Below are 14,846 nucleotides of genomic sequence, written 5' to 3'. Positions count from 1 at the left end.
TAGCGGCCGGTGTTCATTGCCACAGATCGTCACCAAACGACTCTCCAAGTTCAAATCCCTCACATCCATTTTGGATCGCAAATCACTCATCTTGAAGTATCAACAAAAACCAATCACCCTCTCAACCGGACACTAGTGATATTTGAGGTTTAAGCTGATCGAAGAAAACTGGATCTACAATATCAATATAAGCTTTATCCCAAGCAAATATCTGATCTTCTAATTTATGAATATTTTTTACTGTACTTGGATTTGATTTATCAAAATCCATACATTCTTCAAATGCAGCCTTATCTTTTGATGCGATCGCTTTGTTGAGTTTATCAGAAAGTTGAGTTCTTAATTGCGATTCACCTTCTGCATAGACTATCCCAACACCCACCAATCCAACCATCGCAAGAGTTTTGAAATTCATTGGGTTGTTCTGGTATTGGGGAAAACCGACGATGACCTTGACTCCAATTAGGCTGTTGCACGACCGCTTGCAAGAGGGAAGTGTGGTGGGAGGAAGATGCTGTTAGCGGTTTAGGTTGAGGGCTGTTAGGTCAGAGGCGTGGATGTCTGCGGGAGGCTCCAGTCCGCTTTCCTCACCGAGTTGGATCCCTATCTCCTAGATCCCATCAACTCCCACCAACCCAACCATCGCAAGAGTTCTGAAGAAGTTCATCGGGGAGTGGGGGATTGGTTATAACCCCGGTGAGGGAACGAGGAGCTGCCTTGCTGTTTCCTCTCATACGGCTTAGAATCCACCAATGATCGCGATTGCAAAAACAGCGGGTAAAATCGCTGCAAAGAGGAAAGCCTCGATCGGCCGTTCCAATGCGATCGTGGCATTGGAAGGTTACAAGCCCACGAAGCTCGACCGTGAGCTCGACTCGCAGTTCATCTCGGGTCGCATCACGCGATCCCAAGCCATCGCCCGAATCAATCGGGAAGCCCGGATTCTGGCCAAGAAGTCGAGGTCCCACGGGCTCGTTGGCGCGTGATGGCGGCTTATGGTCCGGAGGGTCTTCCGGATCCCTATGCGTGGCCCGGAAGCAGTGTCCTGAGAAACAAGTGGGGGATCACCGACGGCGATGACTTGGCGGTGATGGAGTTGAGCGCGACGCGATTCAGGATCGATCAACTGAGGGAGCGCCCAGCGAGGGGAAAGTTTGACCTGAAGCATCTGCAGTCGATTCACAGGCATCTCTTCCAGGACGTGTATGAGTGGGCGGGGAAATTGAGGGAAGGGGCTCTCTCGAGAGGCGGAAATCTGTTCGCCCAGCCGGAGCATGTCGTCTCATCTGCCGAGAAAGCTTTCCGAGCACTTGCCGCAGAAAATCATCTGAGGGGTTTGTCCGCCGCGGAGTTCGTGGAGCGCTTGGCCCATCACTTCGCCGACCTCAATGCAATCCACCCCTTTCGCGAGGGAAACGGACGAACCCTGCAGACATTTCTGGAACAACTTGCCGGGGAGGCCGGGTACACCCTTGATTTTTCAAAGGTGGAGCGCGGTGCATGGAATGCCGCCGCCAAGGAAAGCTTCTCGGGTTCCTCCGAGGTGATGAGGAAGATTTTTGAAATGATTCTTGGTTTTAAGCCGATCTGATACTTTCACGCTCTCTTCTTCCTGAGTTCCTGATTCATTCTCTCTTCCTCACACTTTTTCAGAGCATCAGAATAAATCAAAAATGCTCTAGGCCGTCAGGTGGCGGTGAGGCAATCAACGGCCAACCAAGCAATTCCAGATTCATTATTGTTCCTCTTCCCTGCCTCCCCGACTCCCTAAAGAACCCCTTATCTGGTGTAAACTGCTCTTGAAAAGCAACTTGCCTTGACTTCAAGGGCCGCATGATCCTTTTCACTTGTTCTGGCTTCCCTCTCTTATAGGCTCCTCTCCTATGTCCACGGGAACTCTACCCACCATGCATCCCCATGCAACGCCGGTTTCGACGCCCATGGCGTTCGATTCCAAGATCGAAGGGAACGTCATCATCACCAAGCTGGATGCCGCCATCAACTGGATGCGCAAAAACTCTCTCTGGCCTATGCCAATGGGCCTCGCCTGCTGCGCAATCGAACTCATGGCCGCCTCTTCCGCACGCTTCGACATCTCACGCTTCGGCGCCGAGGTCATGCGCTTCTCGCCCCGCCAGTCCGACGTGATGATCGTTGCCGGCACCGTCACTTACAAGATGGCCCTCTCCGTAAAGCGTATCTACGAGCAGATGCCCGAACCCAAGTGGGTGATCGCGATGGGTGCCTGCGCCTCATCCGGCGGCATGTACCGTAGCTACGCGACCCTCCAGGGTGTCGACCAGATCATTCCCGTGGACGTCTACATCTCGGGTTGCCCACCGCGCCCCGAGGCCTTGCTAGACGGCCTGATGAAGCTTCAGAACAAGCTGATGAGTGAGCATTCCGTGCTCGATCAGAAGAGGGCCCTCCTCCAGTCCCTACGATGAGCGCGGCCTCAGAAGCAACCAGGATCGAGGAGACTTTCTCCCCCGACATCTTTGATCGGAAGGAATTCCGTGGCGAGACGACCCTTTCCGTTCATGCAACCCGAATCCATGAGGTTGCCCTCTTCTGCCGAGACACGCTCGGATTCGACATGCTGCTTGATATCTGCAGCGTCGATCATGCAGGAAGCCATCCCCGCTTTCAGGTGGTTTATGGGCTCTACTCCATCGCCAAGAAGACCCACCTACGCCTAAAGAGCAGTCTCTCGGAGGATGAGCCGGAGATCGACTCCGTGACAGACATCTGGCCGACCGCCAACTGGCACGAGCGCGAGGTCTGGGACATGATGGGGATCAAATTCCGCAATCATCCGGATCTCCGACGTATTCTCATGTGGGAGGGTTATCCCTACCATCCACTCCGCAAGGAGTTCCCACTTGAGGGCATTCCCACCGATGTCCCTGATGTCGCCTTCACGGAGGTGGCCCCGCTTGCCGGAGGTCCCTTCGTCACTATTCCAACCGAGGGCAACACCGAGGTGCGCGAGCCCCGTGCCCGCCACGCCGGAGAGATTCCGACGGCGGCCACCTTCATCGCGGAGCCTTGATCGCAGGGGAATCCGCCTTCCGGGATTACCTCTCGGGCCTTTCCGGGCAGCAGGAGGTCGCTCTCGATACCGAGGCCGACAGCCTTCATTGCTATTTTGAGAAGCTCTGCCTGATCCAGAGCGGCTGGGGTCAGGAGCCCCAAAGCGGATGGGCCGAAGATCTGAAACTCATCGACCCTCTGGCCGGTCTACCGCTGGAGGAATTTTTCAAGGCCCTCGAGGGGAAGACGGTGATTTTTCACGATGCCGACTACGACCTGCGACTGCTTCGCCGGTCCGGGGACTTCCCCGATAAAAATATCTTCGATACCATGATCGCGGCCAGGATTTGCGGTGAACCTCAGCTGGGCCTTGCTGGACTCGTGGAAAAGTATTTTGGAATCACCCTCTCGAAGGCCTCGCGTAAGGCGAACTGGGCACAGCGCCCTCTCTCCGACCAGATGGCAGAGTATGCCCTGAACGACGTCCGCTTTCTTTCACAACTGGCCAGCATACTCGCGGACCGCCTCAAGGAGCTCAATCGCACCGAATGGTATGAGCAGTCGCGTGATCGGATGGTGAAGGGAACCCGCGAAACCCGCCTACGCGACGAGGAGAATCTCTGGCGCATTACTGGATACGCAGCTCTCTCCCAGCGCGGATGGGCGATCCTGAGGGCGCTCTGGCACTGGCGAGATTCCGAGGCTAGGCAGTGGGACCGGCCTGCCTTTCATGTTCTCTCCAATGACAGTCTGCTCCGACTCGCCGACGATGCTTCCAGGGGATCAGGATTTTCACGTCCCCGCATCCCGCAGCCTCGCGCCGATCGGATGGAGGAGACCCTCGAGTCAGCGCTGGCTCTGCCCGAATCCGAGTGGCCCAAGGTGATCCGCGGTGTTCGCACCCGCGTCTCGAAGGAACAGGTCGACCGGTTTAATCATCTGCGTGATTTTCGCGACAAGGTGGCGCGCGATGTTGATCTCGATCCCTCCATCATCGCTCCGAAGGCAGCCCTTGAAGCCGTGGCGGCGGATCCCTCGGCGGCCATTCTCCTGCCGTGGCAGCGCGCTCTGCTCAAGCTGCCAGCCGCACATGAAAAGGCTCCGGAGCCAGTCCAACCAAATCTCCTGTAGACGAAAGTCAAAAGCCAAACTCCAATGATCTCCGGGTATTCTGAATCCGGCCTTCGCGGCGATCTCAATCTTCATCTGATCAGCCTCGCACTGACAGAGGATCTGGGAGAGCGCGGCGACATCACCTCGCAGGCTTTTATTCCTGCAGAGTCTGTCTCGCTCGCCCGGATCGTCGCGCGCGAGGCGTGCGTCGCCTCAGGGCTCTCGACTGCGGCGGACGTCTTCCGACAAATCGATTCTCAACTTGAAGTGACTCTTTGCTGCGCCGAGGGGGACCGGTTGGCCAAAGGAGACTCTCTGATGGAGTTGAAGGGCTCCACCCGCTCGATCCTGTCAGGAGAACGGACGGCCTTGAATTTCCTGGGGCGACTCTGCGGTGTGGCGACGCTTTCCAGATGCTATGCCGATGTGGTGAAAGAAAGTAAGGTGATCCTTCTCGACACCCGGAAGACGACGCCCGGCTGGCGTCTACTCGAGAAGCAGGCCGTTAAGGCCGGCGGTTGCACCAATCACAGGATTGGCCTGTACGATGCCGTGCTGGTAAAGGACAACCATCTGGCTGCACTCGGCTCTCTGGAAGCGCTGCCCGGAGTAATCTCCAAACTTCGCGGCGAGCATCCCGGCCTTCCGATCGAGATCGAGGCCGACACATTGGAGCAAACGGAGAGCCTACTTACCATGAAGGGGATCGATGTGATCCTGCTCGATAACATGGACACAGGCATGATGCGAAAGGCCGTAGCCCTGCGAAATAACCTCTCCCCCGGCGTGCTTCTCGAGGCCAGCGGCGGCATCACTTTGGAGACGCTAAGGGCGATTGCCGATACGGGAGTGGATCGGATCTCCGTGGGAGCTCTCACCCATTCGGCTCCGAATGCTGACCTCTCGTTGGAGCTCGGGCATGCCGGCTGAATCCTTCTCCTTCATCCCGCTGGATGAGGTAGCGCTGACAACTGCATCCCCTTGGAGTATTCCGGTTCAGGTCCTGTCGGAAACGACCTCCAGCAACGATGATCTGCTCCGGATGGGAGAGGAGAAAGCTCCAGCGGGCACACTTCTCTTTGCCGAACGTCAGACGGCAGGACGCGGACAGTTCCGCCGTCCCTGGTCCTCGGCTCCGGGGCTGGGACTCTGGTTTTCTTTGCTGCTGCGCCTTCCGATCGATGATGCCACGATTCCCTTACTATCGGCCTTCGCGGCAGTCGCCCTTGTGGAGACGATCCGGGGTCTTGGCATTTCCGGATGCTCCATCAAGTCTCCCAACGATGTCCTGATCAATGGACAAAAGGTAGCAGGCATCTTGGTGGAAACCCGCATTGGCAGAGATCCCTTCGCCGTAGTCGGGATTGGACTGAATGTGAATCATTCCCGTGAGGACTTCCCCGAAGAACTCCAGGATCGTGCCTGCTCGCTGGCGATGGCTAATGGTAATGGTAATGGAAAGGACAAGGGGGAGCCGATGGATCGGAATAAGCTGGCCGCCATCCTGCTCCGTCATCTCAGGGAACAGGAACGCCTGATATCAACCGATCCCGGATTGCTGCTTTCTACCTGGAATGAAATGCTGGTCCATGACACCACCCCATGAAGTCCTTTGACCCGCAGTCGCCCATCCTTGCGATCGAGTCCTCATGCGATGAGACAGCCGTCGCAGTCTTGAGGGCACCCGGCATCATCCTCTCCAGCCTTATCGCTTCGCAAGCCGAGGAGCATGCGCGCTTCGGCGGTGTTGTGCCTGAGGTGGCCTCTCGCAATCATCTTCTGGCGGTCGATCCCCTGGTCCGACGTGCGCTGGATGAGGCCGGTGTTCAAGCAACGGAACTGGGGGCCATCGTGGCCACTTCGGGACCGGGCCTTGCTCCCGCATTGCTTGTCGGAGCCTGTTACGCGAAGGGTTTCGCTCTGAGCCTTGGCATTCCCTACCTTGCTCTCAATCATCTGGAAGGACACCTGCTCTCTCCCTTTCTTGGAGCCGGGGAGATCCCGGATCATCTCGCACTGCTGGTGAGCGGCGGCCACACGCAACTGACCCGTGTCAAATCTGCCGGTGACTACACCGTACTGGGCAGGACATTGGATGATGCGGCAGGTGAGGCCTTTGACAAAACGGCAAAACTACTCGGACTTCCCTATCCCGGAGGTATCGAGATTGATCGTCTGGCGGAACTCGGGAATCCCGATCGCCATGAATTTCCCAAGGCGCTGATGGAAAAAGGGAATCTCGATTTCAGCTTCAGCGGGCTCAAGACCTCGGTTCGTTATTTTCTGGAAAAGCATCCCTCACTTACCAAGGAACCGGGAGACCTGGCCGATCTCTGCGCCTCCATTCGGAAGGCCATCGTGGGAGTGCTCTTGGAAAAAACCACACGAGCGATGGAGCTCACCGGGCTCCATGAAGTCGCTGTCTCCGGCGGCGTCGCAGCCAACAGCGCCCTGCGGCGGGGACTTCAGGATCTCTGCAGTTCCAGGGGATGGAGATTGCACCTCCCCGCTCCGGAGCTTGCCACGGATAATGCCGCCATGATCGCCTTCGCCGCCCTGCACCATCTTCTCGCAGGCGAGCAAAGCTCCGTCAATGTGGAGATATCACCCCAGTGGCAGGTGGGGAGAGCGTTGTAATTTAAAAAAATCGAAAATCTCCAAGGATTTGCAAGGCGACACACGTCTTATAGTTAAACATGCACACATGTCGAACGATGACGATAACCTCCCGGACGCCGATTTGGCTGCGCAAGCTGCATCGGGCGACGAGCATGCCTTCGGTCGTCTCTTTGACCGCTACTACCACCGGCTCAGGGCATTCGCCTTCAGGATCTTGCTCGATGACGGCGCCGCCGATGATGTCACTCAGGACAGTTTCATCAAAGCAGCAAGGGGGATCAGAGGGTTGCAGGAAAGTACGACTTTCCAGGCATGGCTGTACCGGATCTGTGCAAACACGGCCCGAGATGCACTCCGAGCCAAACGTGCCCATGAGGCAAAACTCGAACTTGCAGCCCGGCATCTGGAGACCGCTCAAGATGGGAGGAACGGGGATGCTGTCAGCGAGCGCGCATTTGATCTTATGCAGTCACTTCCTCCAGAGCAGCGGGAGGCCGTCGCCTTGGTCTTCCTCGAGGACTGCACTCATGCCGAGGCGGCGCATCGGCTGGGATGCGCTGAATCCACAGTTTCCTGGCGTATCCATCTCGCTAAGCGCAGGCTCCGCAAATTAGTGAAAGCATGAATATCAACGAACCAAAACCCCAGGAGATCCTGCAATCGCTGCTGATCAAACCCGTCTCGGAGAGTATTCGGGATAAGGCTCGCCACCGTGCTTTAGTAGCATTTAGAAATGCCCCGATTGCTGAAAAACAGCTGGGGCGAATTCCTTGGTGGGTTCTTCCGTTGGCAAGTATCGCTACGCTCGTCCTCGCTGCACTCGTCATGATCCCCAGAAGCGACACTCGCTCAGGCAGTTCGGGTATGTTTTCCGAGATCGAAACGATGTTTTCAGGGCGTCTTCTGGCCGCCATCAAAGATGGCAACTCCCTTGACCTCACGCTTGCAGATGCTCCCGAATTGCTTCCTCAGGATCAGTGCATACTGATGACTCTCCGGAAACGCTCCCACGTGGTCGAGGTACTCACTCACAGCGGACAGCCCGTGCGGCTGAAGCTTGATGGTCACCCCATGGAGTTGACGCCTCTTGTAAGCAGTGATGGCTCCGTGATGATTGTCACAGACAACCGCCTTCTCAAAGGCAGGAACAATTCCGGATTCAATGGATTCACCATTACAGCCAAAACAGTCGAAGGAGCACGCTCATGAGGTGGCATAGTTTCATTCCCTTTTTTTTCTCCTTTCTAACAATGGTTGCCACCATGAAGGGGACGACCAATGACGTGCTCCTCCTAAGCGCAGGAAAGACTCCAGGCCGCGCTGCGGAGGAGGCGCATTGGCTTTTCGGAGGAGGCACCAGGGAATTGCCTGCTTCATTTCTTCTGAAAGATCAGCAGACTCCCATGGTTGCCGACCTCTACCTCTCTGGAGGAAAACTCGGGGAACTCATCGTAAAGGGACTCCCTTTTCGCAGTGTAGCGAACGAGGATTTTCCAGCGCTACGCGAGGGCATCTTCTCTTTGGAACTTCCCAAGGTGGAAAAGGCCGTGCGGATGGTGCTAATCATCAGGATCGATGGAAAGAATGCCGGACTGCGTGATGCCGTGGCCTCCATTCCTCTGATGGTCTGTCCGAACACTTTACTCACTCAGCTTGCCAAGCGCTTTGCCGACGAAGCGACAGCCGGTCACTCACTCACCCTTTCCCTCTTCGGTGAAATGCAGGGCCTTCGAGAACTCCTCCGTCTCAAACAGGTGCCCTTTGAGGATCTGGGGAAGGATTTCCCCGCAAAGCTCTCAGGTGGCAGCGTGACCGTGGGGGATCTTCCCAAAGATCTGCCCATTCCCTCCCTATCTTTGGCACCCGGTTCTTCACTCATGGTTTTTCATGACGACCCTGACTCACCAGAGAACATTACTGTTACATCACGTGATCGCAGCATCGAGATGGTGATCCATCAGGCATCACCCAACTGCTGGGCCGAGGACGCAAAGGCGCAGAAACTTCTTTACGACATCATTCAGAAAACACCCTCAATCCTATGAAAATAAACGCACACCTGATCCTCCTCGGGCTTCTTGCCCTCCTCATCTCCTCCCTACGGGCTGAAGTCACCAATGCACCCGCACCTCTCACCGTTGCCGTTCTCAACTTTGAAAGTTCCGATGAGAAACTCCAGGGTCGAGGCGTTGAGGCGGCGACTCTTCTCGGCGCTCAACTATCCACCACCGGGAATGTCTGGACCATCGAAAGGGCTGAGATTGACAAGATACTCAGTGAGCAAACGATGGGCCTTTCAGGATTGAACGATCCCGCTTCCGCGGCCAAAACGGGCAAATTACTTGGCGCTAAGGCATTGGTTACCGGCAGGATTATCCCTAGCGGTGACTCAGTCATCATTGTGGCCAAGATCATCAGTACAGACACATCACGAGTCTTCGGAGAGACAGTTACCGTTTCCAGAGAAGGGTCTTGGGAGAAATCGACCGGAGAGTTGGCGGCTAAAGTCGGCAAGCTGATGAATGATCGTCGCGATGCTTTTTGCCCTGTTTTCATAAGTCCTGCTGAGCGACTTGCTCAGCTCAGAAAGGTTGTCGGAGGAAAGAAACTCCCTTCGGTTCAGGTCAGCATTTCTGAAGTCGATCTGCGACATGCTGCCATCGACCCTGCCGTGCAGACCGAGTTTAGGAAAGTTCTCCAGGAACTGGGCTTTGAAGTCATCGACCCTTCTTACTCTCAAAAGATCCCAGAAGTTGTCATTTCGGGCGAAGCGTTCAGCGAGACTGGGGCTCGCCGCGGACAACTCATCTCCGCGAGGGCGCGTGCAGAAATCAAGGCCGTGAAAAAATCTGATGGAAAGCTTCTCGATTCTGATAGCGAGAATGCCGTAGCGGTCGACATCGCCGAGGCCACAGCCGGGAAAATCGCCCTTCAGGATGCAGCCTGGATACTTTTAGAGCGGTTGGTGCCAAAAATCGTCAATCCGTAATCCCTACGGATTCGACAATGACACTCTCCCTGTCAACGCGTTTTAGCGTCCGGATGGATTTATTGATTACGGCATGTGCAGCCACCATACATGAAAGGAATCAAGGGGGATGACGATCTTCTCCAGAATCCTGACTCTGCTTTTTCTTTTAGCGGGGCTTGTATCGGTTCAGGCGAAACCCGAAAGGATCACCGTCTTCGCAACCGGCCAAGACCGCGATCTTGAAGATCTCTGCGTGGCTGGACTCTCCTCTGACAAAGGAGTCGAGTTGCTCGAAAGACGTCATCTTGAGCTGCTGCTGGGAGAGAAGGCCATCGATGCCGCCTTTGCCGCACCAACTACCCGCGCACGGATCGGAAAATTGGCAGGCGTTGATCTCATCGTGGCCTTACGCCGTGATGGACAATCAGTTATCGTTGAGGTCATCGACTGTAAAAACGGTAGGATTCTTTCTGAGGGTGACACAACCTCGAAGGAGCTTTCACAGTTTACTTCAGGACTTCTCAAACAAGCAGAAGGAAAACAGAGAGACTCGCGTGAGACTGTTAAAGTCGCTGTTGAAGACTTCACCGGACAAGACGGAATCAACTACAAATTACCGGCCGAGATAAGAGAAGGACTTGCGACCGCAGGATTTGAGGTGCTTGACAGATCCGTAATCGAGCATGTAGCCGCGGAACATGAACTAGGAAAGGCGGGTTTGTCATGCGAAACGAAAGGGTCTCTGGCTGGCGCTGACTATCTTGTGAGAGCTCAGATTATCGGTAACAACTCACATCTTCAGTTACTCGATGCACGGAAGGGAAGGTTGGTGGCATCGGAGGACATTCCGATTCAACAAGCGTTGAAGGAGACACTCCGGTTGCTTAATGAACGATCCAAAAATCTGAAACCTAGCCCTGTGAGTGTTCTCGAACCTAGAGTCCAGATCGAGGCCTTAGTGCCACTTTACCAGGGAATAAAATATTTCAGGGACGGAAATCATCAAGCCGCTCTCTTGGCTTTCTGGAGCGCCGAACGATGGGATGATAAGTTCGTTGAAGCCATCGATTGGGAAGCCCGGTGCTATGAGGCTATGAATCTGCCCATTTTCGCAGATTCCGTGAGACGCTATGCCCATGAGTGCCTGGTTGGGCACGGGGTCTCTGTTCCAAGCAGGAACATTCCATCGGATGGAATCACTTTTCTGGGAATACAGGGAGAAGGGGATCAGCGATTGCTAGAGGTGAAGGCTGTCGATGAGCTCGTCCGAATTGCTCCAGGTAAAATCGTTCTTCCTGACGAGTTGGCGTCTTATCGCAACGAATATGATTCCATCGTGGGAGGATCGGATAAGGCATGGCTGACAGCCCCTGGATTTCTTACGCGCTGGTCACTGATGGCCTCCCCAAAAACCGACGATCAAGGAAAGTTCGAATGGACTCTTTTTGACACTTTGAGCGGATCCATTAAAGCAACTGCTGTAAGCAGTCTTGCGATGAAGAAAGAGTCTCAGGCTTCCCTTCAAAAACTCATCAGCGCTACGGAGCGAAAGACGCAAGAAAGGGAGTTGCCACTAAAGAACAAGGTCTCCTCCAAGGAGCTATCTGCACCCTCGCACCCTACTCCAAAGGATGAGGTATCTGATCTTAATCTTTTGCATCTTCTCTCAACAAAATCACTCAATATTTCAAAGATTACCAAAGCAGATTGGAAAAACTACTTTCATCACAGTAATGACGATAAAAAAGGGTTTCTAAACTATGCGCTTAAGGAAACCCTGAGAACTTCCCTTCCGGATTCGGATCCCTTCAGGGCCTGGCTCGAACTTGATAAAATTGCATCATTCATGAAGTACGATCCCTCTGGCCTTCTCCACTCAGGCGAGAAGCAGGATCCTATAGAGGCCTTGAAACAATTCGTCGGGTCCCATCCGGATGACGCCCCTGGTGCCTTTGCCAGATACATGCTTCTGATCGAGAGCATGGATGCCATGGAGCCTAAGGAGCGTGTTAAGGCATGCGCTCAGACGGTTGAGGCTCTTCGTCAGGCAAATGTGCAGGGAGCATTTGAAGAATCCAAACTGCTGCTTGATTGTTCTCTTCATCTGGAGACTCTTGCGCGCATCGTAGCCGATGACAGTCAGGATATTCATAATTTGCCAGGAAAGCCTTTCCCACGTGCCGTCAGGCCCAATGTGACTCAAGGGGATGGCAAGATTGCTCTCCACTGGATGGATGACTGGCTATGTGATGAATGGAGTAAGATTCCTGTGACGAAAGACCACTGGAAACAGGAAGCTGTGGCTGCCATCCATATCCTAGGAAGAGGAAGTCACAGCATGAGAGTATCGCCGACATGGCTTGATCAATCTCCTGATTCGTTCGTTCTTCTGAGTTTCTGCGTCAATGCAATGCATGAGGTCGAGTGGGCTTATGGCCTTCCAAGTGAGGGACCTATCGATGCTAAAGCGGATCGCAGTACCTACCGGAGGATGATCGACTATTGTTCCAGAAATCTTCCGTTATGGATTGCCCGGGCATCGGACGGACATGAGTTGATGTATATTGCTCATAATGCAGATCTTTTTGTCAAACGTCTCAGCTATTACGCTTACAGCTCCTCGATTAGCGACGAAGAATTCTTCAATATCCAAAAATCAATTTATCACGACATTGTTGAATCAGCCCAACGGATCGGTGAAAATCCTATCCAGTACACAGACGATTATTGGCCGGGGATGCCACGCCGAGTCTCGCCTGAGATTTATGATGCGTGGTCAAACTCCCAAGCCTTCAATCGTCCTTTTGAATACTTCTCCCAAGAGGAGATCTTATCGGCTTCTGAAAGCTTTGCCGACTCTCCGACACAATATCCCAGATGGTGGACCTTCATGTCCGACCGACATGGGCTGAACCCTATGAAGTATAGCGAGTTCGCGCTTCGCCACCTTGGCAAAATGAACGAACTCTATCATCCCGACGACCTTACTCTGGCTCCCATGCTAGCGGAGCGTGAGGCCGCGTTTCTTTTCAACTACGGGAGCATTCTTTTTTATGGCAGGTCCTACCAGGAGGCAGAGCCATGGTTCCGTCTGGTAGCATCGATTCCGGATAGCATTCTACTGAAGTCTCGTGAAGCCCGAGAAATCCGAGAGAACGCGAAACTTTACCTGGCTCACTGCCTGGAAAAGGAGGGTCGCCTTAGCGAGGCACTCAATCTGTCATTGGAATGCGCGGCTTGCGCCACAGCGGAATCTCCCCCCATGAGATACATCCTCCATATCTGGCCGGCAGGTTCGGGTTTACGTTTCGAATACGATGGATTCCTGAATACCGTAGGGATGAGGTTTGTGAGGGATATCCGCCTACTTGAATCCAGCAAGGATCTTCCAGAGCGTATGAGAGTTTTCCAGATTCCCGTCGCAGGAAAGAATGGTGATAAGGCAACCTTCTTCCTGAGGATTCCGCACGAAGTCTCTTCATTGGCCAACGGGAAGATGCCCCTGCTCGTTCTAAACCCCTCCCTTAATCATGGTGGATCTGAATACATCTTGGATTCCAATGCATGGGCCAGATTTGCAGACGAGTACGGCATCTGCCTTCTAATTCCTGAATTTGACTTTGGAAATGAAAGATCCGGTGTGGGTGAATACGAAATCGCTGAATCCTGGTCAGGCAAGACGCTGCTCAAGGCGGTGGACTGGGTTGGTGAGCACTACCCCGTAAAGACCGACCATTTCATGATTCATGGATACGGAGGAGGAGGAATTTTTGTTTCACGGTTTGTGAGGTTATATCCGGAACGATGTCTTGCCGCCTCATTAAACAGCGTTGGTAGTCTTGGCGCCATTTTAGACGGATGTCCCGCTCTGAAGCCGTTCTCCGAATTGCTTTCCCTTCCAATGATCATCACCTGCGGAGATCGTGATGATGCAAGATTTGGTATTTATAACCGCCGGATGATTACAGAGAGATATGCAGCCGAGGCACGGGAGGCTGGAGTCCATGTGGAGTGGAAAGTATTGCCAGATACGGGACATACTCCGACTCAGGAAATGGAAACAATCATTCAGGAATTCTTTGTCCGAAAAGCAAACCTCACCAAGCGAAGGCCATGAAGAAGAGTTCAATCGTCGGCATTGCCGTGTTCTGTATTCTACTTACTCACACTGACGCAAGGGCCGCCGTCTTTGAATGGGAAGCCCCACATATTGGAGATCACCAAATGTCGCTCCGGTGCTACATACCCGATGGCCAGTTGCACACGAGAGCTCTCTTTGTACTGGTCCCCGGACTCAATGGCGACGGACGTGGACTAGCCCTCGACAAGGAATGGCAATCTCTGGCTCAGCGAACGGGATGCGCCTTGATTGCCCTCTTAAACAGAGGAAATCAAAATGGAATTTACTACGAGGTGAACCACTGGTCGGGCGAACTGTTTCTTAAAGGCCTTGCAGAACTTTCTCGAACGAGCGGACATCCCGAGCTCAACTCTGCTCCACTTGGTTTCTGGGGGCACTCCGCGGGAGGTCAATGGAACTACAACTTTGCGTGCTGGAAACCGGAGCGTACTTTTGCCTTCATTGCCAACAAAGGGGGATATTACAACGGCAGCGCAACCCCGGCCGTGCGATCCATTCCGGCACTCTGGATGGCCGGCGAAAAGGATACGGACCTTCGTATTGGCAATATCACCAGTCTCTACGCGGAAAACCGTCGCAGGGGAGCGTTATGGGGACTTCTCATCGAACCGGGTGTGGATCATGCTGTTGGCCGGAGCAAAGAAATAGGCATTGTCTTTCTGGAGGATGCTTTGACGGTTGCTGTCGATTCATCAGGGACATTAATTCCCATCACTGCAGGAGGTTGGCTCGGTGATCTCCAGTCGCACGAAATCATGAAAGCCACTTCGGCAGACACTGGGCCATCAATACGCGCATGGCTTCCTGGGATGCATTCGGCTGAACTCTGGAAATCCATTTCACAGGGAGTCGCTACTACCAACACGGAAAGCAGCAAATTCAGCGTCACCGGTCAATCGTCTTCGACCAACACCGATCGGGAATCTCTTTGAGCTCATTCGCGAAGACCTCCACGAGCGATTTCTAATC

The 14,846-nt window shown here is 54.0% G+C and carries 15 protein-coding genes; 14 read left to right on the top strand and 1 reads right to left on the bottom strand.

What is annotated here, in order from left to right; translation table 11 throughout:
- Positions 1 to 121: 121 nt before the first annotated feature.
- Positions 122 to 415, bottom strand: a complete 294-nt coding sequence (locus K8R57_07105; protein ID MCE9588066.1) for a hypothetical protein — start codon at positions 413 to 415, stop codon at positions 122 to 124.
- A 337-nt stretch (positions 416 to 752) separates the two neighbouring features.
- On the opposite strand from K8R57_07105, the gene K8R57_07100 reads away from it, so the two are divergent.
- From K8R57_07100 to K8R57_07035, 14 genes are all read left to right on the top strand, one after another.
- Positions 753 to 986 carry an antitoxin VbhA family protein gene (locus K8R57_07100; GenBank protein MCE9588065.1) on the top strand — a complete coding sequence of 78 codons (234 nt, stop codon included), beginning with the start codon at positions 753 to 755 and terminating at the stop codon, positions 984 to 986.
- Positions 986 to 1,591: a Fic family protein gene (locus K8R57_07095; GenBank protein ID MCE9588064.1), complete on the top strand. Its 606-nt coding sequence runs from the start codon at positions 986 to 988 to the stop codon at positions 1,589 to 1,591. Before K8R57_07100 ends, K8R57_07095 begins: the two co-directional genes overlap by 1 nt.
- A 349-nt stretch (positions 1,592 to 1,940) precedes the next feature.
- Entirely contained in the window at positions 1,941 to 2,447 is a 507-nt protein-coding gene (nuoB, locus tag K8R57_07090) for an NADH-quinone oxidoreductase subunit NuoB (GenBank protein MCE9588063.1), read from the top strand.
- Complete coding sequence (locus tag K8R57_07085; GenBank protein ID MCE9588062.1) at positions 2,444 to 3,052, top strand: NADH-quinone oxidoreductase subunit C; 609 nt, start codon at positions 2,444 to 2,446, stop codon at positions 3,050 to 3,052. Before nuoB ends, K8R57_07085 begins: the two co-directional genes overlap by 4 nt.
- Entirely contained in the window at positions 3,049 to 4,164 is a 1,116-nt protein-coding gene (locus tag K8R57_07080) for a ribonuclease D (GenBank protein MCE9588061.1), read from the top strand. The genes K8R57_07085 and K8R57_07080 overlap by 4 nt, the downstream gene beginning before the upstream one ends.
- Before the next feature lie 24 nt (positions 4,165 to 4,188).
- Positions 4,189 to 5,076, top strand: coding sequence for a carboxylating nicotinate-nucleotide diphosphorylase (gene nadC / locus K8R57_07075; GenBank protein ID MCE9588060.1), 888 nt, complete (start codon positions 4,189 to 4,191; stop codon positions 5,074 to 5,076).
- Positions 5,066 to 5,752 (top strand): biotin--[acetyl-CoA-carboxylase] ligase, encoded by a 687-nt coding sequence (locus tag K8R57_07070; GenBank protein MCE9588059.1) that lies wholly within the window; start codon positions 5,066 to 5,068, stop codon positions 5,750 to 5,752. Before nadC ends, K8R57_07070 begins: the two co-directional genes overlap by 11 nt.
- Positions 5,749 to 6,783, top strand: coding sequence for a tRNA (adenosine(37)-N6)-threonylcarbamoyltransferase complex transferase subunit TsaD (gene tsaD / locus K8R57_07065; GenBank protein ID MCE9588058.1), 1,035 nt, complete (start codon positions 5,749 to 5,751; stop codon positions 6,781 to 6,783). Before K8R57_07070 ends, tsaD begins: the two co-directional genes overlap by 4 nt.
- Positions 6,784 to 6,850: 67 nt before the next feature.
- Positions 6,851 to 7,390, top strand: a complete 540-nt coding sequence (locus K8R57_07060; GenBank protein MCE9588057.1) for an RNA polymerase sigma factor — start codon at positions 6,851 to 6,853, stop codon at positions 7,388 to 7,390.
- On the top strand, positions 7,387 to 7,974 hold the full coding sequence (locus tag K8R57_07055; GenBank protein ID MCE9588056.1) for a hypothetical protein: 588 nt from the start codon (positions 7,387 to 7,389) through the stop codon (positions 7,972 to 7,974). The genes K8R57_07060 and K8R57_07055 overlap by 4 nt, the downstream gene beginning before the upstream one ends.
- A gap of 41 nt (positions 7,975 to 8,015) precedes the next feature.
- Positions 8,016 to 8,810 (top strand): hypothetical protein, encoded by a 795-nt coding sequence (locus K8R57_07050; GenBank protein MCE9588055.1) that lies wholly within the window; start codon positions 8,016 to 8,018, stop codon positions 8,808 to 8,810.
- Complete coding sequence (locus K8R57_07045) at positions 8,807 to 9,754, top strand: CsgG/HfaB family protein (protein MCE9588054.1); 948 nt, start codon at positions 8,807 to 8,809, stop codon at positions 9,752 to 9,754. The genes K8R57_07050 and K8R57_07045 overlap by 4 nt, the downstream gene beginning before the upstream one ends.
- A gap of 109 nt (positions 9,755 to 9,863) precedes the next feature.
- Entirely contained in the window at positions 9,864 to 13,853 is a 3,990-nt protein-coding gene (locus K8R57_07040; GenBank protein ID MCE9588053.1) for a hypothetical protein, read from the top strand.
- Positions 13,850 to 14,809 carry a hypothetical protein gene (locus tag K8R57_07035; protein ID MCE9588052.1) on the top strand — a complete coding sequence of 320 codons (960 nt, stop codon included), beginning with the start codon at positions 13,850 to 13,852 and terminating at the stop codon, positions 14,807 to 14,809. The genes K8R57_07040 and K8R57_07035 overlap by 4 nt, the downstream gene beginning before the upstream one ends.
- Positions 14,810 to 14,846 lie beyond the last annotated feature (37 nt).

Source organism: Verrucomicrobiota bacterium (assembly GCA_021413925.1).
Lineage (GTDB): Bacteria > Verrucomicrobiota > Verrucomicrobiia > Chthoniobacterales > UBA6821 > UBA6821.
The sequence above is the reverse complement of the archived record's forward strand: the minus strand, read 5'-3'. Positions and strand labels throughout refer to the sequence as shown.

What these genes read in the sequence shown, in the direction of transcription:
- K8R57_07105 (MCE9588066.1), bottom strand. Translation starts at nt 415, where the DNA reads ATGAATTTCAAAACTCTTGCGATGGTTGGATTGGTGGGTGTTGGGATA.
- K8R57_07100 (MCE9588065.1), top strand. Translation starts at nt 753, where the DNA reads ATGATCGCGATTGCAAAAACAGCGGGTAAAATCGCTGCAAAGAGGAAA.
- K8R57_07095 (MCE9588064.1), top strand. Translation starts at nt 986, where the DNA reads ATGGCGGCTTATGGTCCGGAGGGTCTTCCGGATCCCTATGCGTGGCCC.
- nuoB (MCE9588063.1), top strand. Translation starts at nt 1,941, where the DNA reads ATGGCGTTCGATTCCAAGATCGAAGGGAACGTCATCATCACCAAGCTG.
- K8R57_07085 (MCE9588062.1), top strand. Translation starts at nt 2,444, where the DNA reads ATGAGCGCGGCCTCAGAAGCAACCAGGATCGAGGAGACTTTCTCCCCC.
- nadC (MCE9588060.1), top strand. Translation starts at nt 4,189, where the DNA reads ATGATCTCCGGGTATTCTGAATCCGGCCTTCGCGGCGATCTCAATCTT.
- K8R57_07070 (MCE9588059.1), top strand. Translation starts at nt 5,066, where the DNA reads ATGCCGGCTGAATCCTTCTCCTTCATCCCGCTGGATGAGGTAGCGCTG.
- tsaD (MCE9588058.1), top strand. Translation starts at nt 5,749, where the DNA reads ATGAAGTCCTTTGACCCGCAGTCGCCCATCCTTGCGATCGAGTCCTCA.
- K8R57_07060 (MCE9588057.1), top strand. Translation starts at nt 6,851, where the DNA reads ATGTCGAACGATGACGATAACCTCCCGGACGCCGATTTGGCTGCGCAA.
- K8R57_07055 (MCE9588056.1), top strand. Translation starts at nt 7,387, where the DNA reads ATGAATATCAACGAACCAAAACCCCAGGAGATCCTGCAATCGCTGCTG.
- K8R57_07050 (MCE9588055.1), top strand. Translation starts at nt 8,016, where the DNA reads ATGGTTGCCACCATGAAGGGGACGACCAATGACGTGCTCCTCCTAAGC.
- K8R57_07045 (MCE9588054.1), top strand. Translation starts at nt 8,807, where the DNA reads ATGAAAATAAACGCACACCTGATCCTCCTCGGGCTTCTTGCCCTCCTC.
- K8R57_07040 (MCE9588053.1), top strand. Translation starts at nt 9,864, where the DNA reads ATGACGATCTTCTCCAGAATCCTGACTCTGCTTTTTCTTTTAGCGGGG.
- K8R57_07035 (MCE9588052.1), top strand. Translation starts at nt 13,850, where the DNA reads ATGAAGAAGAGTTCAATCGTCGGCATTGCCGTGTTCTGTATTCTACTT.